This is a genomic window from Sphingobacterium sp. 1.A.4, assembly GCF_002734245.1.
In the GTDB taxonomy this organism is placed as follows: domain Bacteria; phylum Bacteroidota; class Bacteroidia; order Sphingobacteriales; family Sphingobacteriaceae; genus Sphingobacterium; species Sphingobacterium tenebrionis.
This window is the reverse complement of record NZ_PEAZ01000074.1, coordinates 1-24,386: the sequence shown is the minus strand read 5'-3', so window position 1 is coordinate 24,386 and position 24,386 is coordinate 1. Positions and strand designations below refer to the sequence as shown.

Annotated in this window: 21 protein-coding genes, 1 tRNA gene and 2 pseudogenes; 18 read left to right on the top strand and 6 right to left on the bottom strand. The window is 39.0% G+C overall.

From position 1 onward, the window contains the following. Positions 1-730: 730 nt before the first annotated feature. Both CRJ00_RS12595 and CRJ00_RS19190 read left to right on the top strand, forming a co-directional pair. A complete protein-coding gene (locus tag CRJ00_RS12595) occupies positions 731-2,200 on the top strand; it encodes a recombinase family protein (protein WP_052217447.1) in 1,470 nt (489 codons plus the stop codon). Positions 2,201-2,495: 295 nt separating this feature from the next. Further along, positions 2,496-3,257, top strand: a pseudogene (locus CRJ00_RS19190) (recombinase family protein); the annotation flags it as partial. 778 nt (positions 3,258-4,035) lie between these two features. On the opposite strand, the gene CRJ00_RS12585 reads toward CRJ00_RS19190, so the two are convergent. Then, a tRNA-Pro gene (locus CRJ00_RS12585) sits at positions 4,036-4,109 on the bottom strand. A 305-nt stretch (positions 4,110-4,414) separates the two neighbouring features. On the opposite strand from CRJ00_RS12585, the gene rplS reads away from it, so the two are divergent. Next, positions 4,415-4,759 carry a 50S ribosomal protein L19 gene (rplS, locus tag CRJ00_RS12580; RefSeq protein ID WP_099367218.1) on the top strand — a complete coding sequence of 115 codons (345 nt, stop codon included), beginning with the start codon at positions 4,415-4,417 and terminating at the stop codon, positions 4,757-4,759. Between the two features lie 98 nt (positions 4,760-4,857). Here the strand turns inward: rplS and CRJ00_RS12575 are convergent, their stop codons facing one another. After that, on the bottom strand, positions 4,858-5,847 hold the full coding sequence (locus CRJ00_RS12575) for a potassium channel beta subunit family protein (protein WP_099367217.1): 990 nt from the start codon (positions 5,845-5,847) through the stop codon (positions 4,858-4,860). 135 nt (positions 5,848-5,982) lie between these two features. Here CRJ00_RS12575 and CRJ00_RS12570 point away from each other — a divergent pair, with 135 nt between their 5' ends. Continuing rightward, complete coding sequence (locus CRJ00_RS12570; protein WP_099367216.1) at positions 5,983-7,593, top strand: CTP synthase; 1,611 nt, start codon at positions 5,983-5,985, stop codon at positions 7,591-7,593. A 36-nt stretch (positions 7,594-7,629) separates the two neighbouring features. Continuing rightward, the gene (gene yidC / locus CRJ00_RS12565) at positions 7,630-9,456 is read left to right on the top strand and encodes a membrane protein insertase YidC (RefSeq protein ID WP_099367215.1); all 1,827 of its coding nucleotides are present in this window, start codon (positions 7,630-7,632) and stop codon (positions 9,454-9,456) included. 96 nt (positions 9,457-9,552) lie between these two features. Here yidC and CRJ00_RS12560 read toward each other — a convergent pair whose 3' ends face one another. Both CRJ00_RS12560 and CRJ00_RS12555 read right to left on the bottom strand, forming a co-directional pair. After that, positions 9,553-10,014 carry a hypothetical protein gene (locus CRJ00_RS12560; protein ID WP_099367214.1) on the bottom strand — a complete coding sequence of 154 codons (462 nt, stop codon included), beginning with the start codon at positions 10,012-10,014 and terminating at the stop codon, positions 9,553-9,555. Positions 10,015-10,117: 103 nt separating this feature from the next. After that, positions 10,118-11,467, bottom strand: a complete 1,350-nt coding sequence (locus tag CRJ00_RS12555) for an acyl-CoA dehydrogenase family protein (protein WP_099367213.1) — start codon at positions 11,465-11,467, stop codon at positions 10,118-10,120. 236 nt (positions 11,468-11,703) lie between these two features. Between CRJ00_RS12555 and CRJ00_RS12550 the strand changes: the two genes are divergently transcribed. The 11 genes from CRJ00_RS12550 to CRJ00_RS12500 all read left to right on the top strand — a co-directional run bounded on the left by CRJ00_RS12550 (position 11,704) and on the right by CRJ00_RS12500 (position 20,294). Then, positions 11,704-11,934, top strand: a complete 231-nt coding sequence (locus CRJ00_RS12550) for a hypothetical protein (protein WP_099367212.1) — start codon at positions 11,704-11,706, stop codon at positions 11,932-11,934. 97 nt (positions 11,935-12,031) lie between these two features. Then, positions 12,032-13,381, top strand: coding sequence for an adenylosuccinate lyase (gene purB, locus CRJ00_RS12545; RefSeq protein ID WP_099367211.1), 1,350 nt, complete (start codon positions 12,032-12,034; stop codon positions 13,379-13,381). A gap of 72 nt (positions 13,382-13,453) precedes the next feature. Continuing rightward, positions 13,454-14,008, top strand: a complete 555-nt coding sequence (locus CRJ00_RS12540) for a NifU family protein (RefSeq protein WP_099367210.1) — start codon at positions 13,454-13,456, stop codon at positions 14,006-14,008. Positions 14,009-14,143: 135 nt separating this feature from the next. Continuing rightward, positions 14,144-14,338, top strand: a complete 195-nt coding sequence (locus CRJ00_RS12535; protein ID WP_099367209.1) for a hypothetical protein — start codon at positions 14,144-14,146, stop codon at positions 14,336-14,338. Between the two features lie 146 nt (positions 14,339-14,484). After that, entirely contained in the window at positions 14,485-15,333 is an 849-nt protein-coding gene (locus tag CRJ00_RS12530; protein ID WP_099367208.1) for a transketolase, read from the top strand. 19 nt (positions 15,334-15,352) lie between these two features. Further along, positions 15,353-16,306, top strand: coding sequence for a transketolase family protein (locus CRJ00_RS12525; protein WP_099367207.1), 954 nt, complete (start codon positions 15,353-15,355; stop codon positions 16,304-16,306). A 6-nt stretch (positions 16,307-16,312) separates the two neighbouring features. Beyond that, complete coding sequence (locus tag CRJ00_RS12520; RefSeq protein ID WP_099367206.1) at positions 16,313-16,858, top strand: RNA polymerase sigma factor; 546 nt, start codon at positions 16,313-16,315, stop codon at positions 16,856-16,858. A 34-nt stretch (positions 16,859-16,892) separates the two neighbouring features. Beyond that, a complete protein-coding gene (locus tag CRJ00_RS12515) occupies positions 16,893-17,822 on the top strand; it encodes a hypothetical protein (protein ID WP_099367205.1) in 930 nt (309 codons plus the stop codon). Beyond that, positions 17,822-18,265, top strand: coding sequence for a hypothetical protein (locus tag CRJ00_RS12510; RefSeq protein WP_257213776.1), 444 nt, complete (start codon positions 17,822-17,824; stop codon positions 18,263-18,265). The genes CRJ00_RS12515 and CRJ00_RS12510 overlap by 1 nt, the downstream gene beginning before the upstream one ends. A 45-nt stretch (positions 18,266-18,310) precedes the next feature. Beyond that, entirely contained in the window at positions 18,311-19,498 is a 1,188-nt protein-coding gene (locus CRJ00_RS12505; protein WP_180268490.1) for an aspartate aminotransferase family protein, read from the top strand. 43 nt (positions 19,499-19,541) lie between these two features. Further along, the gene (locus tag CRJ00_RS12500) at positions 19,542-20,294 is read left to right on the top strand and encodes an SGNH/GDSL hydrolase family protein (RefSeq protein ID WP_099367203.1); all 753 of its coding nucleotides are present in this window, start codon (positions 19,542-19,544) and stop codon (positions 20,292-20,294) included. A 3-nt stretch (positions 20,295-20,297) separates the two neighbouring features. On the opposite strand, the gene CRJ00_RS12495 is transcribed toward CRJ00_RS12500, so the two are convergent. Then, positions 20,298-21,482, bottom strand: a complete 1,185-nt coding sequence (locus tag CRJ00_RS12495; RefSeq protein ID WP_099367202.1) for a class I SAM-dependent rRNA methyltransferase — start codon at positions 21,480-21,482, stop codon at positions 20,298-20,300. A gap of 170 nt (positions 21,483-21,652) precedes the next feature. On the opposite strand from CRJ00_RS12495, the gene CRJ00_RS12490 reads away from it, so the two are divergent. Next, positions 21,653-23,161, top strand: coding sequence for a TlpA family protein disulfide reductase (locus tag CRJ00_RS12490; protein ID WP_099367201.1), 1,509 nt, complete (start codon positions 21,653-21,655; stop codon positions 23,159-23,161). Between the two features lie 41 nt (positions 23,162-23,202). Next, entirely contained in the window at positions 23,203-23,790 is a 588-nt protein-coding gene (locus CRJ00_RS12485) for a TlpA family protein disulfide reductase (protein WP_099367200.1), read from the top strand. Positions 23,791-24,150: 360 nt separating this feature from the next. Here CRJ00_RS12485 and CRJ00_RS12480 read toward each other — a convergent pair. Then, positions 24,151-24,386: pseudogene (locus CRJ00_RS12480) on the bottom strand (IS110 family transposase); the annotation flags it as partial.

The window sequence follows — 24,386 nt, the reverse complement described above, 5'->3', positions numbered from 1 at the left end:
TTCCTGTTTGATTTTTTTTGATTTGATTTTATTCGGCAATGAGAGGAGGTGCTTGTTTTCGTTTCACTTTTTCCATTTCCAATGCTGATATTTTTCATTTCTGACATTTTTTTTATTCGTGTAAAGAGCCGGAGTATGCTTTGTTTCGTTTCACGAGCATAAAAGGTTAGTGTTTAGCAGCAGCAAGGTTTTGTCAAAAAAATACGACCCGCATGGGTGGAGATTATTTTGCAAACCCAAAGGGCACGACCTTGCTGTTGCGTTATGAACACTGAAATACCTTTGCTCTTGAAATGGGACAAAACCAGCATACCGGCTCTTGGATAAAAAACAATGTGGAAGCCAGTGGAAAAGGCATTGGATAATGACCCGATGCGTGTAGAAAACACGCAGCCATCGAAGCTGAATTTTACAACACTTTAGTGTTCAATCAGTAGCTTATTATTTGCTATCTCATTCGGTCGCCAATAATATATGGTCAAATACTGCCTTTAAAAGACAAAGACTACATCTTTGGGCTTTTGCTTTAAAATCATACATAATTTCAAAATCCATATTTTCTAATAGGGTTGGTTATGAGAGATAATTCACAAAAAACTAAGGTTACCGCTGAAAAACTTAAGAAAGTTCTGAAAGGTGATAAGACGGAAATGTCAAATGAAGATGCTACGAGAATGCTTCAGTTTTTAAGAAAACTAGCACGGATCGCTGTAAAAAAATATTTGGAAAGATGAGAGTAAGCAGAGAGCCCATTGCAGACATTTATGTACGTGTAAGCACAGATGAACAGGCCGATAAAGGTTACTCGCAACGTAACCAGGAAGAAATGCTACGCAAATACTGTGAAAGCCATTCCATAGAAATACGTCATGTCATATACGAAGACCATTCTGCCAAAACCTTTAATAGGCCTGAATGGAAAAAATTGATAGCTAATCTGAAGAAAAACAAGAATCGTATCGATCTTATTCTATTTACCAAATGGGACCGTTTTAGCCGTAATGCAGGCGATGCATACCAAATGATAAATCAACTCCGAGATCTCAATGTAGAACCACAGGCAATTGAGCAACCATTGGATCTATCAATACCAGAAAACAAAATGATGCTGGCATTTTACCTTGCAGCTCCAGAAGTTGAAAATGACAGGCGGGCATTAAACGTATTTTATGGTATGCGACGGGCGAAGAAAGAAGGAAGGTATATGGGGCTGGCTCCGGTTGGTTATAAGAACAAGATTGATGAGGCCGGAACTAAATACATTACACCAAAGGAACCAGATGCTTCCACCTTACGGTGGTCGTTTGAGCAATTAGCAAAAGGAACATACAACACCGAACAAATTTGGAAGAAAGCAAAGGAAAAAGGTCTAAAATGCAGCAAGAACGCTTTTTGGCAAGTAATAAGAAATCCACTTTATTGCGGAAAAATATTTATACCCACATTTAAAAATGAAGAGAGTTATTTTGTGCAAGGGCAACATGAAGCGATATTAAGTGAAGAGCTATTTGAACAAGTGCAGGACATTTTGGATGGTAGAGGTAGAAAATACCGCTTAAAGATTGAAACTCGTAATGAATTCCCACTACGAGGATTTCTGATCTGCCCAGAATGTGGAAAATTATTAACAGCAAGCCGTTCCAAAGGCAGAAACAAATATTACAATTATTATCATTGCTATAAAGGATGTTCTATGCGAATCGGTGCGGAACAATTAACTGAATTACTTGAAAATGAGCTAAGACGTTATGTACCTTCAAAAGAAGTATTAGAAGTCTACAGAGATATTTTAGTAGAGAGCTATTTAGAACAGACCAGGGACATTCAAACTTCAAAAAAACAAATTTCTGTACAACTGAAGGATTTAGAAAAGAGGGTATCGCATATCAGGGACTTGTTGGCCACTGACAAGATTGATGCTTCGGAATATCATGAGATAAAGAACCAATACAGTACGTCAATTGACCAGCTAAATAAAAAGTTTCAGGAAGTTTGTGGGCGAATACCAGATATAGACGAGCTGTTGAAAAATGACATTGCAGAATTTCTCAAGCTCGATAAGGTTTTGGAACAAAGCAGCAGTGAAGACTTCAGGGGATTTTTAAGCCTGATCTTTCCAGAAAAGTTGCTATTCGATGGGATATCGTTTTCAAAATCAAAATTCTGCACCGCTGTACAAATAGGTTATAGTTATATCTGATTATCCCAACTATAAAAATTACTGTAGAAAAAGCACCTATCAAAAATGCCCAAGTTGGGCATTTTTTTTTGGTTTATTCCGTACAGGATTGCATGAGATTTATCGCTGACAATCCTGAAAATCATTTTTAAATAAAACGGCTATTTTATACCAATATTCCTGAAAAGTAAGGGATTAGATGATATTGTTTTAGTAATTTAGTGCCAATGAAAGCCAACGAGTGCCATTAAGACAAAAGATACTGTTTAATACTTTGCAACGCAGTTTTTTTATCGGACAACTCTTAGGTCATATTATGTGCAATTTTAGATTTAAAGCGATGGGTTATATAGCAGACATTTACATACGAGTTAGTACAGACGAACAAGCTGATAAAGGTTATTCCCAAAGAAATCAGGAAGAGATGTTACGTAAATATTGTCTTAATCAGTCTATTGAGATAAGGGATGTTATTTATGAAGATCACTCAGCAAAAACATTCAATAGACCGCAATGGAAAAACCTTATCACAACGTTGAAAAAGAAAAAGAATCATGTGAACCTTATCCTTTTCACGAAATGGGATCGTTTCAGCAGAAATGCTGGTGATGCCTATCAAATGATTAACATTCTTCGCGGGTTGGGCGTAGAACCGCAGGCGATAGAACAACCACTTGATTTGTCTATCCCTGAGAATAAAATGATGCTGGCATTTTATCTTGCGGCTCCTGAAGTTGAAAATGACCGTCGTGCATTGAATGTATTTTACGGAATGCGCCGAGCGAAGAAAGAGGGTCGCTATATGGGATTAGCTCCTGTAGCATATGAAAATAAAACTTCCGAAAATGGAAAGAAATTTATTGCACCGAAAGAGCCTGACGCTTCCGTTTTAAGGTACGCATTTAAAGAAATAGCGAAAGGTATATTCAATACCGAGCAGGTGTTTAAGCAAGCGAAAGAAAAGGGATTGAAATGTAGCAAGAATGCTTTTTGGCAGGTTATACGAAATCCATTGTACTGTGGTAAAATATTCGTTCCCCAGTTCAAAGACGAAGAAAGCTGTTTCGTTGATGGGCAACACGAGGGAATCATATCTGAATCGCTCTACTATGAAGTACAGGACGTATTAGATGGACGCGGACGAAACTATCGTCCCAAGATAAAAACCATTGATGAGTTTCCGGTTAGAGGATATTTGGTTTGCCCTGAATGCAGTAAGTTATTGACTGGAAGTAAATCAAAAGGTAGAAGCCGTTACTATGCATATTATCATTGTATCGGAGGATGTACGCATCGTGTGAATGCTGAAAAAGTCAACGCGGCTATTGTAGAAGACTTAATTGAATTTCTTCCTAAAATCCAAAATAGATCTTTCTATGAAGAAACCATTTCGAAAGACTACCTAGGTGGAACACTAGAAGTACAATTAGAAAAAAAGGAGATTTTGGCAGAAATTAAAGATTATGAAGATCGATTATCTCACACGCGAGACCTGCTTGCTACTCGTCAGATTGAAGCTGAAGACTATAGAGAAATGAAATCAGTCTATAGTTCAAAGATTTCTGCTCTGGAAGCAAAGCTAAATAGAGTTAATTATGATTCAGATAACATTCAAGACCTTATAAAACAAGGAATTAACAAGATAATTGAGATAGAGAAAAATGTAATGAAAGGAGAACTTGCAGAGATATCAAAAGATATTGGTTCAATTTACCCTGAAAAAATCATTTTTTCAGAAAGCCAAGTTCGAACCGCTCGTCGAAACGATTTTATACAACATATCAACTTGATAAACAAAAAGTTATATACAAAAAAAAACGGGACAAAAGTAGATTTTTCTACTTTGTCCCGTGAAGTCGGGGTGGCAGGATTCGAACCTACGACCTCCACATCCCAAATGTGGCGCGATACCGGGCTACGCTACACCCCGAAAAGGTATCACCTTTGTTTTGTGTGGCACAAATATACGGGGATTTTTATTCTTGTCAAGGCTTTTTTATAAAATTTTTATAACAAGCTCATTTATTGATTTTTAATTTTAACGGAGATCAATTTCCAATTCTCCTTCCAATTATTTTAAATTACCTATAAAAATTGCCATAAAAATCCTTACTTTTGCATCCATTGAATAAAAAGGAAAATATTTTAAAAAAGTATTTCCATATATAAAAATAAAGCTGTAATATTGCATTCCGATTTTTACAGGTTAAATATCGTTATTAATTACTCAGAATCATGGATTTAGTAAAATTTGTAGAAGAACAAGCGGTAGTAAAAAATGAAAATCCCGCTTTCAAAGCAGGAGATACCATCAGCGTTCATTATAAAATTCGCGAAGGAAATAAAGAGCGTGTTCAGGTTTACCAAGGTGTGGTAATTCAGTTAAACAGTGAAGGTGTTAATTCAACATTTACCGTGCGTAAAATCTCAAACGGTGTGGGTGTTGAACGTATTTTCCCTGTTAACTCTCCTAACATTGAAAAAATTGAAGTAAACAGCATTGGTAAAGTTCGTCGTGCGAAGTTATTCTATCTTCGTGGATTGACTGGAAAAGCTGCTCGTATCAAATCAAAAAGATAATCGAGAAAATTTCTTCAGAAAAGATATTTTAGGGCTTGGCATTTGCGAAGCCCTAATTTTTTATTTCCTGATCAGTATCGTTTAACTCCTGATCACAATTAATTCCTGATCACAATGGGTTTGGTGCCCATGATCTCATCGATCTTTTCTTTCACTTCCTCGGTCATTAGAGGCAACACCTCCAAAGCTTTCAGATTCTCTGTCAATTGATCAACTTTCGTTGCTCCCAATATGGCGGTGGTTACATTTGGATTCGAAATGCACCATGCAATGGAAAGGCTTGGTAAGGAAACGCCCAGTTCCTGTGCGAACTTTTCCAATTCCCGCACCCTAGAGATCTTTTCTTCGACCAAAGCACGATCCTTCAGCCATTCATAATCGTTCAGAGACATCCTAGAGCCTTCCGGAATACCGTTATTGTATTTACCGGTCAGAATACCCGAAGCCAAAGGACTCCAGATGGTGGTTCCCATACCCACATTTCGGAATATAGGCGCATAATCCACCTCAATCTTTCTTCTATTGAATAGATTATACTCCGGCTGTTCAACAGCAGGACCTTCAAGCCCCAGATCCTTGGCCACCATATGTGCTTCCATAATTTCTGCAGCTGTCCATTCACTGGTCCCCCAATAGAAAATCTTTCCCTGCTGGATCAAGGTATTCATCGTACGCACCACCTCCTCAATAGGTACAGTTGGGTCTGCACGGTGGCAATAATAAAGGTCCAAGTATTCCGTCTGCAACCTTTGCAAAACCTCATCACAGGCTTCCATCAAGTGCTTGCGGCTCAAACCATGTTGGTTAGGTTTCTTGCCCTCCCCTTTCCAGCCAAAAAAAGCTTTACTGGACAACACATAGGAACTGCGGTCCCAATTTAATTTCTTCAATACCCTGCCCATCATTTCCTCCGACTGCCCTGCAGCATATACTTCTGCATTATCGAAAAAATTGACCCCTGCCTCATAAGCTTGCGCCATAAGTCGCTCATTGATATCATCATCTGTTTGCCGGGCAAAAGTTACCCAGGATCCAAAGGAAAGCACGCTTAATTGCAATCCTGATTTTCCCATTCTTCTATATTCCATAAATACAATTTGAGAAATAAAGTTAAATGAAATCTCGTGAAAAATAATAAAAAATTCGTACCTTTGTATCCCGTACATAGAGCAGATGACCCGACATAAAAAGGGTCAGAAAATCTTTAGAAATCCATTTTTGCTATGACTAAATACATCTTTGTTACGGGCGGCGTAACTTCGTCGTTGGGGAAAGGTATTATTGCAGCTTCCCTAGCCAAGCTTCTCCAAGCGCGTGGTTTAAAAGCAACCATCCAGAAATTTGACCCGTACATCAACATCGATCCAGGAACATTAAATCCCTACGAACATGGCGAATGCTATGTGACGGAGGATGGGGCTGAGACTGACCTTGACTTAGGTCACTACGAGCGGTTCCTGAACGTTCCAACCTCCCAAGCGAACAACGTTACTACTGGCCGTATCTACAGCCATGTGATCGAGCAAGAACGTGCCGGTGCTTACCTTGGTAAAACCGTGCAGGTCGTTCCACACATCACCGACGAAATCAAACGTCGGATGTTACTTCTTGGTGAAACTGGTGAATACGATATCGTGATCACCGAACTTGGAGGTACTGTGGGTGATATTGAGTCATTACCATTTATCGAAGCGGTAAGACAATTACGTTGGGAGTTGGGCAATAACGACTCACTGGTAATACATCTTACTTTGGTTCCTTACCTGGCAGCAGCTGGTGAGTTGAAAACCAAGCCTACACAACATTCTGTAAAGACCTTATTGGAATACGGCGTTCAACCGGATATCCTGGTTTGTCGTACCGAACACAAACTGAATAATGATATCCGCAAGAAATTGGCCTTATTCTGCAATGTGAACATCAATGCGGTGATCGAATCCATCGATGCACCTACTATATATGATGTTCCATTGAATATGCTGAAAGAGCAATTGGACAAAACGGTATTGGCCAAATTGAAACTTTCGACCAAAAATGAACCGGATTTAGAGAACTGGAAAGCATTTTTAGGAAGACTTAAAAACCCAACCGACGAGGTAAACATCGGATTGGTGGGTAAATATGTGGAATTACCTGATGCCTATAAATCCATCGCGGAAGCATTCATTCACGCAGGTGCAACCAATGAAACGAAGGTAAAAGTAAAATATATCGCTGCAGAAAGCGTGAGCCAAGAAAATGTAGCTGAAAAACTGAAAGGTCTTGATGGTGTTTTGGTAGCTCCTGGATTCGGCGAACGCGGATTGGAAGGTAAATTGGAAACCATCCGTTACGTTCGTGAAAACAAGATCCCTTTCTTTGGTATATGTTTGGGAATGCAATGTTCCGTAATCGAGTTTGGAAGAAACGTATTGGGATTGAAGGGGGCGAACAGTTACGAAATGGACGAAAGCACTCCTCATCCGGTGATCAACTTGATGGAAGAGCAGAAAAACATCACCAACATGGGCGGAACCATGCGTTTGGGTGCTTATGATTGTGAAATCAAAAAAGGAACAAAAGCATATGGCATCTATGGAAAGACCAAAATTTCCGAGAGACACCGTCATCGTTACGAGTTCAACAACGAATACCTAAAAGATTACGAAAAGGCAGGCATGATCGCTTCAGGGTTCAATCCAGAGTCTGGATTGGTGGAAATCGTGGAGTTGAAAGACCATCCTTTTTTCGTTGCTGGACAATTTCACCCAGAATTAAAGTCAACAGTTGTAAATCCTCACCCACTTTTTGTTAGCTTTGTAGCCGCTGCTTTGGCGCACAAGAAAAACAGCTAGTGCAGGATGCCAAGTGTGAATAGTAAACAATAAACAATGGATAGAAATAACATTCTAGGATTTATCTTAATTTTTGCCATCCTTGCCGGGTCCTTCTATTTTCTGAAGCCCTCCCAGGATGAGATCAAAAAGGAGCAACAGCTTCAGGATTCCATCAGTCGTGCAAAGAATGGTCAACAACCACTTGCCGATTCGTTGAAGATCGCTCAAGCTACCCCAACTGTTCCTGATTCCGTATTATTAACCCAACCTTTTGGAGCTTCATCAGTTGGAACAGAACAAAACATCGTTTTGGAAAACGAACGTTTGATCGTACAGTTGAGTTCAAAAGGTGGTCGCGTAAAGAAGGTCGAGCTTAAGGGCGAAACCAACTTTGACGGATCTAAATTGGTTTTATTTGATGGAGACAACAACCGTTTTGGTTTGGAATTCAATGTTCCAGGGAAAGCGGTAAAAACAAACGATTTATATTTCCAACCACAGGGACAAGGCTTTACAGTTGCTGGCTCTGAAGCCAAATCGGTAACCCTTCGTTTGAACTATGCTGCCGACAAGTATATTGATTATATCTATACCTTGGCCGGCAATGATTACAACCTGAAATTGGATGTAAAAGCGGTAGGCATGAAAGATGTGATGGACGTGAAATCACAGAGCATGTTGCTGAACTGGCAGACCACCCTTTTACAGAAAGAACGGAACGTAAAATCGGAAAGAGAAAAATCAGCGTTATATTATAGAGATGTAGAAGGTGATGTAGACCATCTGTCAGAAACAAGTGATGATGACGAGAAGTTGGAAAAAAGCTTGAACTGGATCGCCTTTAAACAGCATTTCTTCTCTACCGTTTTGACCAGCAAAGAAGGCTTGAACAATGCCAATCTGAAATCTACTTTTATGACAGAAGATGGCTATGTGAAAACTTACCAAGCTACTGCAGAATTACCATTAGCAACTGCTGCTGATTCCCAGTATGGTTTCAGTTTCTTCTTCGGACCGAACAAATACAAAACCTTAAAAGCTGAAGGAAACGGATTCGACAAGATCATCAATATGGGATGGGGACCAATGAGCTGGATCAATAAGTTCATTACCGTTCCGATCTTTGATTTCTTGGATGGGTTCAACATGAACTATGGTATCGTGATCCTGATCTTGACCTTATTCTTGAAATTGATCATGTTCCCATTGACCTACAAATCTTACCAATCTATGGGTAAGATGCGTGTGTTGAAACCACAATTGGATGAGATCAAGGCAAAAGTTGGTGATGACAACCCGATGTTATTACAACAGGAGCAAATGAAGCTGTATAAACAAGCAGGTGTTAATCCATTAGGTGGATGTTTACCGTTGTTATTACAGATGCCATTTACCTTGGCCTTCTTCTTTTTCTTCCCGAACTTATTTGAATTACGTGGAGAAAGCTTCCTATGGGTGAAAGACCTTTCTACCTATGACGCGCCGATCACCTTCCCTTCTTTGTTCGGATTTATCGACCATATCTCTCTAATGTGTGTATTGATGACGATCACTACCTTATTGACGACTTGGTACAATAATGCAACTACCGCTGGAGCAAATAACCAAATGAAATATATTGGATATTTCATGCCGTTGATTTTCTTCTTTGTATTGAACAGCTTCCCTGCAGGTTTGAACTACTACTATTTCTTATCCGCAGTGCTTACCTTCTTAACACAAGTATTGATTCGTCAATTTGTGAATGATGATAAGATCTTAGCTAAAATCGAAGAGAAGAAAAAGAAACCAGCTTCTGATAAGAAATCATCTTTCCAAACTAAAATGGAAGAAATGATGCGTGCTCAACAAGCAGCTCAACAAAATAAAAACAAGAAATAAGTATACTTATTGGTATAAAACCTAAAAAGGCGTTCCGTTTGGAACGCCTTTTTTTATGACTTTTAATTTTCAGTCTTCGCTTTTGAAATTTATTTTTTAAATAGGTTTAACCTTATATAGATATGCTGGAAGAAATTCATTACTGTTTTTTAAAAGAGAATCTTCAAAAATTTTGTAATATGCTGTTTTTGTTGTTAGAAATTTCTCCGTATTGGAAAGAAGTGGATCAATATAATTGTAGGCCATTGGCGATCCGTCATCCTTCCATTTTTTGTCTTGAAAAAAGTGAACAAAATGCTCCCTATTGTTTTGTATGAATTTAACATTCTCCATATAGGCCCTTTTTATTTCAACAATTCCATTAGGGTATTTAACAGTAAATTTTCGATTAAAATTTTCATTCTTCTTTGCATTTAATTCATAAACCAAGGATTCCTCGTATTTAATTTTTGAATCAAGCATATCAGATAAAACCTTTTCTTCATTAATCTTTTGACTTAATGCCTGATTGGTAAAGCATAAAATCATTGTCAATATCATTATTAATTCTCTTTTCATAATTTAGTTTGTTTATAGGATGAATTAAAGAGCACGAAAACAAACCAATTTAATAAAAATAATTTTAAATAAATCGAAAAACAGATATCGCATCATTTACGAACTAAACGAAAGCACTAAAACCTGTGATTGATCTTCCCACGATTAAGGAATTGATCTCTTTTGTTCCTTCATAAGAATAAATCGCCTCGGCATCAGCTAGGAATCTGGCCACATTATACTCCAATAGGATACCATTTCCACCCATTACTTCCCTTGCCCTTGATACAATATCACGCATCCGCATCGTACAGAACACTTTTGCCAAGGACGCATGTTCATCCCTTAGTTTTTCGTCATCCTGTAATTCCGATAATCGGAAAACCAGTGTTTGCATGGCCGTTAAATTGGATAACATTTCCACCAAATGATTCTGGATCAATTGAAATGAGGCAATAGGTTTTCCAAACTGTTCTCTTTTGATCGTATAATCCAAAGCGTTCTCGTATGCTCCTCTTGCACAACCTACCGCCATCCAAGCCACACCTGCGCGAGTCATTTGGAGCACTTTTGCCGTATCCTTAAAGGAATTGGCAAACGGCATCCGGTCTGATTCTGGAACACGACAATCGGTCAGGGTGATCAATCCATTCTGAACGATACGCAAAGCCATCTTATCCCGAATTTTCTCGACCGAGAAGCCAGGGTTTTCCTTGCGCACTATAAATCCCTTTACTTGTTGGTCATCAAGATCCCTAGCCCATATGATGGTGATATCGGAAAAAGTAGAATTTCCGATCCATTTCTTCTGTCCGTTCAGTATCCAGGTATCCCCTTCTCTTCTACATGTGGTTGTCAAACCTCCGGCTGTAGCAGACCCTACCAATGGCTCTGTCAATCCAAATGCACCTATTTTCTTCAATTGTTGCATGGCTGGCAGCCATTCATTCTTTTGCTCTTCCGATCCGCACATATAAATTGATCCCATGGCCAAACCGCTTTGTACACCTAAGAATGTAGCAATAGATGGATCCACGCGACCAAATTCACTTGCAATGATGCCATCCATGAGCGAAGTACCACCAGCACAGCCATAACCTTCATAGACATATCCACAGACATTAAGTTCTGCCAACTTCGGTATAACTTCGAATGGAAATTCATCATGTAACCAATATCTGTTTACAATAGGTTTGATTTCTGTTTCCAAAAACTGGCGAACTTTCATCTGCAACGCCCTATCTTCTTCCGATAACTTTGCAGATACATCATAAAAATCGGCATTGATGGGCGGCGCTTCTCTTTTTTTCTTGTTTCCGGTCAACATTTTCATCGCCATTTTGAGCTGATTCTCGTCCACTTTTGATACAGAGCCCAAAACTTCTGCTAAATCTATCTTTTTAGAAATCTTTTCTAATTGCTCCAAATCCACTGATTTAAAGAGCTTTATCGCGTTTTTTATCTTATTGAACATATATCGTTTTTAAAAAAATAACAAAATTTTAACAAAATTTATAATTAATTGTTGCAAATCAGCAAAACAGTAGTATATTTGCGCTGCCCAAAGCAAAAGACTTCAAATTAATAGCTTGTATATCAGCAGATTTGAAAAACTTTTAAAATAAATATTTTTTTTGGGTTACCTTTTAAAGGTTACTGGTATTAAGGATAAAATAAACAAATTTGTTTCAACTAAATAAAAAATTAAAAATGAAAAATGTATTAAAATTCGGATTCTTAGGTTTAGCTTTAACTGTAGCTGTTGCTTCTTGTAACAACGCTGAAACTAAAACTGAAGCTGCTGCTGATTCAGCTGCTAACGCTATCGATTCAACTGCTAACGCTGTTGCTGATTCTATCACTAACACTGCTGATTCAGCTGTTAACGCTATCGATTCAGCTGCTAACCAAGCTGTTGATTCAGTTAATAACGTTCAATAATCCGAACAACAAAAAAATACTTCAAAAGCCCGTTTATAACGGGCTTTTGTTGTTTTGGCCCTAATTCCCTATTTTTGCGTCAAATTAAATTTATCTCATGACATTATCACCTCTAACCGCAGTTACGCCTATTGATGGCAGGTACCATAATAACACAAAAGATCTTTCGAATTACTTTTCAGAATTTGCGCTGATCAAATACCGGGTATTGGTGGAGGTTGAATATTTTATTGCCCTATGCAATTCCGGTATCCCTCAGTTAAGTCATTTTGACGGAAGCCTCAATGAAAAACTGCGTGACATTTACCGTAATTTTAATCTGGAAAATGCACAATGGATCAAGGACACCGAAAAGGTGACCAACCATGATGTGAAAGCTGTAGAATATTTCTTAAAAAATGAATTTGAGAAACTTGGATTGAACGATTCCCTGGAATTTATCCATTTTGGATTAACTTCTCAGGACATCAATAATACAGCTATCCCCTATTCTTGGAAAGCAGCATTAGAAGAGGTTTACCAACCTGCAATCCAGGAATTATTGACCGAACTAAAAGGTTTATCATCAAGCTGGGAAAAAGTGCCTATGCTTGCCCGTACACATGGACAACCAGCATCCCCTACTCGTTTGGGAAAAGAAATCAAGGTTTTCATTGAGCGTTTGGAAAAGCAGATCCAATTGTTGAAGCAAGTTCCTTTTTCAGCCAAATTTGGTGGAGCTACAGGAAATTTCAATGCCCATCATGTTGCCTATCCTAATCAGGACTGGGTTACCTTTGGAAATCAATTCGTAAATGAAGTATTGGGATTGGATCGCTCGCAGACTACGACACAGATTGAGCATTATGATAATTTCGCGGCAAGCTGTGATGGTCTAAAACGGATCAATACTATTTTGATCGACCTTTGCCGAGATATCTGGACCTATATTTCCATGGATTATTTCAAACAGAAGATTACTGCAGGACAGATCGGTTCTTCTGCCATGCCACATAAAGTCAATCCTATAGATTTTGAAAACGCAGAAGGTAATCTTGGCTTGGCAAATGCTGTATTTGAACACTTAGCAGCAAAATTACCGATCTCTAGGTTACAACGCGACTTAACGGATTCTACAGTTTTACGGAATGTAGGTGTGCCAATTGCGCATACGATGATCGCCATCAAATCTACTTTGCGCGGTTTGCGGAAACTGATCTTAAATGAGACTGCTTTTCAAGAGGACCTGGAGAATAACTGGGCAGTAGTAGCCGAGGCTATCCAAACCATTTTACGCCGAGAAGGGTATCCAAAACCTTATGAAGCATTGAAAGACTTGACCAGAACAAATACTCATGTAACCCAAGCGACAATTGCTGAATTTGTGGAAGGTTTACAGGTTTCGGAGGAAGTTAAAGCTGAAATCAAAGCCATCTCCCCTAGCAATTATACAGGAGTTCAATTATAAGCTTTGACGAATACATGACCACCACTGAGGTGGAAAGATATATCTTTGTTAAATATTTTAGAAAGAGAAATAATGGCAACAATAAACGTATATACAGAAAGTACTCCAAATCCTGCGACCATGAAATTCTTGGTCAACAAATTGTTGATCAATGGAAGTTTGGATTATCCTGATAGAGAAAAGGCACAGGAATCTGCTTTTGCAAAAGAATTATTCAAATTCAATTTCGTGAATGGTGTTTTCTTCGCTAGCAATTTCGTAACCATAACAAAGACCGATGATGCAGAATGGTCTGATATCGAAGCTTTGTTGAAAGAATTTGTTAAAGGTGCGGTGGAATCAGAATTAGCGGTAAAACCGATCGAGCATTCTGAAGAGGTTGTTTTCGAAGGTTCGGAAGTGGAAGTGAAAATCCAACAGGTTCTTCATGACTATGTTCGCCCGGCTGTAGAACAGGATGGTGGAGCAATTGCGTATAAGTCATTTGATGATGGTATCGTAACGGTTGAACTTCGCGGTTCATGTTCCGGATGTCCTTCATCAACCATTACCTTAAAAGCAGGAATCGAAGGTTTATTAAAACGCATGGTTCCCGAAGTTAATGAGGTGGTAGCGAATGCAATGTAAACCTTTTTAATCATAAAAATACTTAAAAGGATTGTCGAAAGGCAATCCTTTTTTTTGTTAATAATTTGATTACCAATAGATTTTTATGAATTATCATATTAATTAGGATATTTATTTCTTAAGGAGGAAAAAGAAATGTTCAATACAAAACTTAAAAACATCTGGGATACTAATATAGTTAAAGAATATGAACGACTAGAAGGTGGTAAGGAAGGAAGTAAAGAAACGAAAACTACCATCGCCAAAAAACTTAAAAAATTGGAAGTAACTCCTGAAGTTATTTCAGAAGCAACAGGTTTGACCTTAAAAGAAATCGAAGAACTGAAATAAAATTAAACTTTAGCCTAGAAAGAAGACATAAACAAAAAAATCATTATTTTCTCTTGCATTTACCTTATAATAATTCAGGTTTATAAGGAGCACTACATTAAAAATCATTAACTTTATCCGCAAATTATCGAAATATTATAATTAAGATGAGTGCAGACATAAACAAACTTGAACAAGTTGCTTCACAAGTAAGAAGAGACATCGTTCGTATGGTACATGCATGTCAATCAGGTCATCCAGGAGGTTCCTTGGGTTGTACTGATTATTTTGTGGCATTGTACTTCCATGCTATGAAGCATGACCCTTCTTTTAACATGGATGGTGTAGGCGAAGATTTATTCTTCTTATCAAATGGCCACATTTCTCCAGTTTTCTACAGTACATTAGCAAGAGCTGGATACTTTCCAGTAAGCGAATTGGCTACTTTCAGAAAAATCAATTCCCGTTTACAAGGACACCCAACTACACACGAGCACCTTCCAGGTATCCGTGTAGCGTCAGGTTCTTTGGGTCAAGGGCTTTCTGTAGCCATCGGTGCAGCTCAAGCCAAGAAATTAAACAAAGACAATAGCCTTGTTTATGTATTAATGGGTGATGGTGAATTGCAGGAAGGTCAAGTTTGGGAAGCTGCAATGTATGCACCTCACAACAAAATGGATAATATTATCGCTGCAGTTGATTATAACAATGCACAAATCGATGGTTCCACTGAAGATGTACTTTCATTAGGTAATTTACGCGCTAAATGGGAAGCTTTCGGATGGGACGTGTTAGAAGTTGCTCAAGGTAATGATATGGCACAGGTAATCACTGGATTGGACGAAGCAAAATCTCGTACCGGAAAAGGAAAACCCGTGATCATTTTATTACATACCGAAATGGGTAAAGGTGTAGATTTCATGATGGGATCACACAAATGGCACGGTGTTGCTCCAAATGATGAACAATTGGAGACGGCATTGAACCAAATCCCTAGAACAATTGGTGATTATTAATTGTTAGAAGCAGCTTAACATGAAAAAATATACTTATACAGAATCTAAAGATACTCGTTCAGGATTTGGCGCTGGATTACTGGAAGCCGGAAAACAGAACGAAAATGTAGTGGCACTTTGTGCTGACCTTATCGGTTCATTGAAAATGAACGATTTTATCAAAGCATACCCAGAGCGTTTCTTTCAAATCGGAATCGCAGAGGCAAATATGATGGGTATTGCAGCGGGATTGACCATTGGTGGTAAAATCCCTTTCACCGGTACCTTTGCCAATTTCTCTACCGGACGTGTTTATGACCAGATCCGTCAATCTATTGCTTATTCTGGTAAAAATGTAAAAATCTGTGCTTCACATGCCGGATTGACCTTAGGTGAAGATGGTGCAACCCACCAAATTCTTGAGGACATTGGTTTGATGAAGATGTTGCCAGGAATGACCGTGATCAATCCTTGTGATTTTAACCAAACAAAAGCAGCTACTTTAGCGTTAGTTAACCACGAAGGCCCAGCGTATTTACGTTTTGGCCGTCCTGTGGTTCCTAACTTCACTCCTGCCGATCAAACTTTCGAGATTGGTAAAGCAGTGATGTTGAATGAAGGAACGGATGTGACCATCATCGCTACAGGACATCTGGTTTGGGAAGCTATCCAAGCGGGTGAAGAGTTGGAGAAATTAGGCATCAGTGCTGAAATCATCAATATCCACACCATTAAACCATTGGATGACGATGCTATCCTAAAATCAGTTACAAAAACTGGATGTGTGGTAACAGCCGAAGAACATAACCGTTTAGGTGGATTAGGAGATAGTGTTGCGCAGTTATTGGCTCAGCGCCTTCCAACTCCACAAGAATACGTTGCTGTAAATGATAGCTTCGGCGAATCAGGTACTCCAGCACAATTAATGGAAAAATATGGATTAGACGCAGCGCATATCGTAAATGCCGTGCGTAAGGTCATCAGCAGAAAATAATACTCTATGGAAGATTCTCTGATAATAGCAAAGTTCGCTGACGAAAGTACTCGTGAAGAGGCTTTCCGATTATTGCTAAAAAAATATCAGCAAAAAATATATTGGCATGTTCGACGGATGGTGATTGACCATGACGACGCTGACGATGTTGTACAGGATATTTTTATTAAGGTATGGCGCAACTTGGAGAAGTTCAGGGAAGACTCGCAATTATATACTTGGTTATATCGTATTGCGACCAATGAATGTATTACTTTTCTGAATAAGAAAAAACAAAAGCAGAGTGTTTCATTGGATGATGAAAGCTCTGCTTACTTATCCGACTCTTTGGCCGACGGATCCTATTTCAATGGCGATAAAGCCCAATTGAAATTACAACAAGCCATTTTAACTTTGCCAGACAAACAAAGGCTGGTTTTTAACATGAAATACTTTGAAGATATGAAGTATGAAGAGATATCTGAAGTATTGGGAACCAGTGTTGGGGCTTTAAAAGCCTCCTACCATCTTGCAGTTAAAAAGATAGAGAACTTTTTTGCCGCTCACGATTAAACCTTTTGGCCTCTAAACCATCTATTAGTGTACCATGAAAGAAAACAACACATATCACGAAAACACGGGAAGCAACAACTTACCTAATTCGTTGCGTGTCAACCCTTTCATTGTACCTGATAACTACTTCAATGAACTTCCATCTCGCATCCTTTTCCAAGTAAAACTGGAAGAAATCAAAGGAAAGGATACAGCCGGATTCAGCACACCTGAAGGTTATTTCGATACATTGGAATCGCAACTGATCAGCAACATTAAAATCGACGGATTAAGGGAGGGTGAAGGCTTCCAAGTGCCCCAGGGGTACTTTGATAAGCTAGATGATCAGGTGATGGCTCAAGTGAAAATCAATCAGCTCCAGGATGGATTGACCGAAGTTCCACAAGGTTATTTTGAAAATTTGGCTGATAGAATTATGGCCAAAGTAGACCAAGTGGAATTACCTATTGCGAAACAAGAAGATGGTTTTGCTGTTCCTGAAGGCTATTTTGCCGAATCAGAAGACAGTATTATGGCCAGCATTGCCGTAGAAAAACTGAAAGCTACCGTTGGTGAAGATGGCTTTGGAGTTCCTGCGGGATACTTCAATACATTGGAAAACGCAATCTTGGATCAGGTAAATGAACCGAAAGTCATTCAAATGCCTGCCGCCAAAAAAGATGCGAACCAAGGTGGTGGTTTTAGAAAATATGCTTGGATAAGTGCAGTTGCTGCAGCTTGTGTCAGTATTTTTGTAGCTGTTAATACCTTTAATGCGGATCCTAATAACGAAAGCAAGGAGAATTCCTTAGCTTTGAATGAGATCCCAGAAGAGGAAATCTTAAACTACCTTTCCAGCTACAGTGATGCATCCGACATTAGTGAATTCGCTGAGTATATTTATGAACCTCAGGATGAATCCACAACTGTTGGAAGTGGGATTGATGCTGAAGATTTGAAAGAATACTTAAATTATACATTATAATGGTTCGTTTAAAACAGGTAATTACAACGATTTGTCTGATTTGGTTTGCTTGCTTTGTGGCTCAGGGACAGTCTCGTCAGGAACGTTTTGAAGCGATCGAGAAACAAAAATCAGCCTATATCACCAAACAACTGAAATTAACTCCAGCAGAAGCACAACGCTTCTTCCCTTTGTACAATCAATATACCAAGGAGATCATGGATGTTAAATCGCAGAAAAATAAGCGTGCAGCAGATGCTGGAAATTCTCCAAGATCAAATAATTTTAGGGGAGGCCAGGATATCATCGAGTATGACGCCAAAGAAGTTGAAATAAAAAAGAAATACCGAGGTAAATTTGCAGAGGTGCTCGATCAGACCAGGGCCTCACAGTTTTTCGCCATCGAACAAGAGTTTATCAAGCTACTCTACAAAGAACTTGATAGCCGTAATAGAAATGATTAAAGCTCCTCTCCAAAGGAGCTTTTACTTTTTAGTATCTTTATCCCCATGATTAGTAATAGAGAGTTATTCTTAAAAAATACAGCCCAAACATCCAATTCCCCACGATTGATTGAAGTAGAACGCGTAGAAGGCATATACTTATATGGTCCCGATGGACAGCGCTATATGGATCTGGTATCTGGATTCAACGTAAGCAATATCGGACATAGGCATCCAAAAGTTTTGGCCGCCATCCATCAACAATTGGAAAAATTCATGCATGTAACGGTCTACGGTGAATTTGTACAAGCACCACAGGTGGAATTGGCGACCGCCCTATTGGACGTGTTACCAAAAAAATATGGTTCGGTCTATTTCACCAATTCTGGAGCGGAGGCGGTGGAAGGTTCCATGAAAGTAGCCAAAAAATATACAGGCAGAAGAGAAATCATTGCCGCCAAAAAAGCGTATCATGGCAGCACCCAAGGCGCTTTAAGTCTGATTGGCAATGAGGAGTATCGCACAGCTTATGCTCCCCTACTGCCGGAGGTTTCCTTTATAGATTATAACGATCTTTCCGATCTTGAAAAGATCAGTGAAAGAACCGCAGCGGTCATCGTGGAAGCCATTCAAGGCGAAGCGGGCGTGCGGGTACCATCAAAAGAATATATGCAGGCCTTACGAAAAAGATGTGATGAAACGGGCGCTCTTTTGATTTTTGATGAAATCCAAACGGGTTTTGGAAGAACCGGTAAATTGTTTGCATTTGAGCATTTTGATATCGTTCCAGATATCCTGATGCTGGCGAAAGGTATCGGTGGAGGAATGCCTTTAGGAGCCTTTATCGCTCCAAAAGAAGTGATGGATGTGATCAAGGATAATCCCATGTTGGGTCATATCACCACCTTTGGTGGACATCCGGTGAGTTGTGCCGCAGCTAAAGCCTCTCTAAAAGTCATTCAAGAGGAAAACCTTTTAAGTCAGGTAAACGAAAAGGCCAATCTATTTCGTACTGAATTGGATATACCACAGATCAAGGAAATCCGAGGCTTGGGACTCATGATGTGCCTTCAATTGGAAAACTTCGATCAGGTATATGCAGTAAGTAACTATTGTGCCGAAAAAGGGATAATTATCGATTGGTATTTACATTGTGAAACGGCCTTACGTATCGCACCTCCTTTGACCATTTCTATGGATGAAATTCAGGAAGCCTGTAAAATAATCCGGGAAGCCATTGTCAAATTCTGTTAGTTTGCTTAAATTGCTGTAACAATATCAACCTATCACAAACATCATGAATAACAGAAGAGACTTTTTAAGAAAAGGTTTGTTAGGCATTGCTGCAACCGCAGTAGGGTCTTCTTTGGTCAAAGCGGAGGATTTTTCTTCAGCTAAAGCAGGTAAAATTCGAGTTTCCCCAAATGATATTATTTTATTCCAGGGAGATTCCATTACCGATGCCGGACGTAATCGGAACAACGGAAATGCCAATGAAGGAAATGCTTTCGGAAATGGTTACGCCATGTTGGCTGCCAGCACCTTGTTGAACAAACATGCTGCAAAAAATCTTAAAATCTATAATCGTGGAATATCCGGTAATAGAGTTCCTGATCTAATCGGACGTTGGGACCAAGACGCTATTGCGCTTAAACCAACTATCTTGAGTATAATGATCGGGGTAAATGATTATTGGCGTACAAAGGATAGCGGAGCATCCAATACCCCAGAACAATATAAAGCCCAATATAAGCAGTTATTGGATAAGACCATGAAAGAACTTCCGGGGGTAAAATTAATTATCTGTGAACCATTTGCGGTAAATAATGTGAAACATGTGAATGACTCTTGGTTCCCAGATTTCACCAAATACCAACAGGCATGTAGGGAAGTAGCCCAGGAATATAAGGCGGTTTTCTTACCCTTTCAGCAGGTTTTTGATAAAGGTCTAAAAGCTAATAATGGCGCATACTGGACTACAGACGGAGTTCACACCACTATGGCTGGTGCAAACCTAATGGCAGAAGCTTGGTTGGGATTGTTGAAGTAGGTGTTAAACTACTCTAACCAACAATCCCTTCAAATACTCTCCTTCAGGAAAGGATGCCCTCACAGGATGGTCTTCCGGTTGGCAATATTGATAAATAAATTGGATCTCTTTTCCTGCGTCCAGCGCAGCCCAGGCGATCACCTGTTTAAAGGTGTCGATATCCATGGCTCCGGAGCAGGAATAGGTTGCCAATAACCCGCCACTGTTCAACAACATCAAACCCCTTCTATTTAAGTCTTTATACGCTCGGGAAGCTTTATCCAACGTTGAACGAGATGGAGCATATTTTGGCGGATCTAAAATAATCAGATCGAATTTCTCCCCCTGTTCACCCAGTTCCCTCAAATATTTATTGACATCCGATTGAACAGCATCATGCTTATTTTCATCAAAACCATTCTTCCTGACATTGTTTTTCAGGGTTTCTATGGCAAGAGCAGAACTATCTACCGATGTTACGGAAACGGCGCCTTCACGAAAAGCATTCAAGGTAAAGCCTCCAGAATAGCAGAAACAATCCAATACCTTTTTGCCTTTAGCGTATCGGGCAGTAATCGCCCTATTCTCCCGTTGATCGCAATAAAATCCTGATTTCTGACCTTCCACAATATTGACCTGGTAATGGATACCATTCTCCAAGATATCGACGAAAGTTGGTGGAACCTCACCATAAAGAAGACCATTTAGGTCCGGCAATCCTTCATGTTCCCTCGCCTTTAGATCAGATCGTTCATAAACCCCTTTTGGTGACAATTGTTTCACCAATTCATCAACAATTATATGTTTCACCACTTCCGTTCCGGCTGCATGCACCTGAATGGAAATATAATCCCCATATTTATCTGCTATGAGACCAGGAATAAAATCCGCCTCAGCGAAGATCAATCTTAGGGTGTTATTGTCTTCCTGTAATAATCCTTTACGGTTTTTCACAGCGCGCGCTACCCTATTCCTCCACCACTGCTCATTGATTTCCTGTTGAGGATCCCATTCCAACAAACGAACGGCTACCCTTGAATTGCCATTATACATCCCATAAGCAATGAATTCATCATCATGGTTGAAAACAGAAACGATGTCTCCATTTTGAGGACTTCCAAGTGCTCTTGCAATCGCTCCAGAGAATATCCACGGATGTAACTGCCAAGCTGCCTTATCTTTCCCTTTGTTAAGGATTATTTTTTTCATGGCTACAAAAATAAAACAATTGGATAGAACGATGGGTTCTTTTTGTGTTTTTTCACTTACACCTCACTTACAGACCGATTTAAGTAAGACAAAACTAATGGCAGATAATGAATTAAAAAATTAAACTGTATATTAGTAATAATAACCAATAGACTCTAATAAACCGCAGCATGAACAACTATATATCACTATTAATCTGTGTTTTCTCCTTTTTGATTTTAAAGGGAAACGCCCAGGAAGTTAACATTCATATAAAATCAGATATTCTTGGAGACCCAGAAGTCCGTATAATTCCCCCAGTCGATGGTCAATATTTTTACCTTGCAAAAATAGACACGAGCATCAATAAGGCTGGTGTGCTGGATTTTAAGAAGACGGTGAAATTTCCTGGATTTTATAGCATTAGTCATGCCGGCAATGGAAAAACACTATACCTGAAACCTGGCGATGAAGTTTGGTTGACCTTTACGATGAAGCCTGATGCAACAGTGGAATTGCTATTAAATGGGTCCAATGAAGTCGGTCAAAACCTTTACGACACCTACAAAAGGCCTTTTTTTCAAAGTGTTGCAGAAGGTTATCTCAAAAAATATAAAAGTATAGCCTCAGCGCAGGAGGCTGTAGACAGAAAGAGGGATAAAGAATTGTACCAAATGGATTCTTTATTTAAAATAAAAGCGATAGATCGTGCATTTAAGGATGGTATTACTGCAGAAATAAATACTTACTATCTTTCTGTAAACAGTTATGTTCTACAAGATTCGATTTACAGGTTGAAACTCATCGAAGATAGCGTGATTTTGGCAGAACAAACAGTTAAATATTTCTTAGACAATTGGAAAAACTTAGTAAAGGATTATGACTTTAATAATCCTTTGAACAAAAGTCGAAATTCGTTTTTTGATCTGTTACAGACTCGGGCTAGCATTGAGAAATATTATTTTGATATAGACACTTACAAACAACAACCCATTCCAAAAATTACAGGATCTTATGCGGAGATTGAGTACAAGCTAGCGCTTTTAGTTCCTGATCCTGCTAATGAGGAATATGCTATGGCTCAGGGCATTGAATTGGGCATCATACAGGAAAATTATGATTCCTTTCTGATCGGAAAATATGAAACCTTGGCGGCAAAATACCCAAACAGTGCTATTTTACCTTATTTGATGCCAGAGATCGATAAGATTAAACATTATCAAAGTGCTATCAAAAAGGATTTTTCCGATAAAATAAAATTTGTTGATAATTATGATAAGATTACCAATTTTAGTGAGGTAGAATCCTTTTTCAAAGATCAATTGGTCTATGTTGATCTTTGGGCAACATGGTGTGGACCATGTAAAAGCGAGTTTGCTTATAATGATGGTCTAAAAGCATTTGCGGATAAGAATGGGATTACAAAACTGTACATATCTGTGGATATTGATGAATCGGATAATAAATGGAAGGAAATGATCAAGTACTATAATTTGGAAGGGTATCATATGCGGGCATCTAAAGCGTTATCGGATCAACTTCGGGAAAAGTTTTCCCAAGATTTTGGGGGAAGGAGAGGTTTTGGTATTCCTTATTATCTAATCATTAAAAATGGAGAGATTGTTCAAATGAATGCAAAAAGACCGAGTAATAAGGAAGGTTTATATGAACAGCTACAAAGTTTTAAAACTAAGAATTAAGGATATTTTCGAATTGATATAAAAAAATCTATACACAAACTATGAAAAAGGTATTATCACTAGGCATTTTGCTGCCGATGTTAATGGTGTGGAATGGAAATGCATCAACATCAGTAAAAAAGAATGAGGCTTATGCTGCGCTTGTTTCCTTACAAGATTCAGCTAAACATGAAGTTTCAGAGAAAATAAAGTTTATTCCCGCTTATGAAAAGATCAATGATATTAAAGAGATTCAGGAGTTTTTCAAAGATAAGGTGGTTTATGTAGATTTTTGGGCGACTTGGTGCGGACCATGTGTTCAACAATTTAAATATAATGATTTGTTGAAGGAGTTTACAGATAAGCATCATATTGAGAAACTGTATGTATCCATTGATAAACCGGAAGATGATGGTACTTGGAAGGAGATGATCAAAAGCCATAACCTGGAAGGATATCATATGCGTCCTAATGATACACTGAAAAAGCAATTGGTGGAGATGTTTGGTAGGAATATGGGGGAAAGGAAAAGCCTGTTGATTCCTAGATATTTGATTATTAAAAATGGGGAGATTGTGGTAAAGGATGCGAAAAGACCGAGCTCTAAGGAAGTTTTATTTGAGCAGTTGAGGCAGTTTGTAGGGGAATAAAGAAACGTTATTGCGAGGAACTTTGCCTAACCTTGCGAGAAACTTTACACGTCATTGCGAGGAACTTTGCACGTCATTGCGAGGAGGTACGAGGAAGTAATCTTGGGCGTCATTGCGAGGAGGTACGACGAAGCAATCTTCCCATATCATCCTGAGCGAAGTCGAAGGATCTGTAAATGGGAACCACGAACAGATGCTTCGACGATGCTCAGCATGACATGAACAGAGTACAGCATGACATGAACAGGGTAAAGCATGACATGAACAGGGTAAAGCATGACTAAAGATTGCTTCGTGCCTCGCAATGAACTGTGTATATATCCAAATAATAAATTAAATTTTCTCCAAATAATATTCTGATTAGGCCGCTTTTGCGATGTAGCCCTTTCCAGATTTTGCGATGGCGAATGCCTGTTTGATCAGTTTGTTCACCACTGCTATGATTGCGACCTTGTATGGCTTTCCTTTTTCCATCAACCTCCCATAAAGCTCACTGCAGGCGGTGTTGCTCCTGATGGCGGATATTGCCGCCATGTACAGCACCTTTCTGACCTGGCCCATCCCCATCTTGCAGATATGCCCCTTTCCCTTTACGC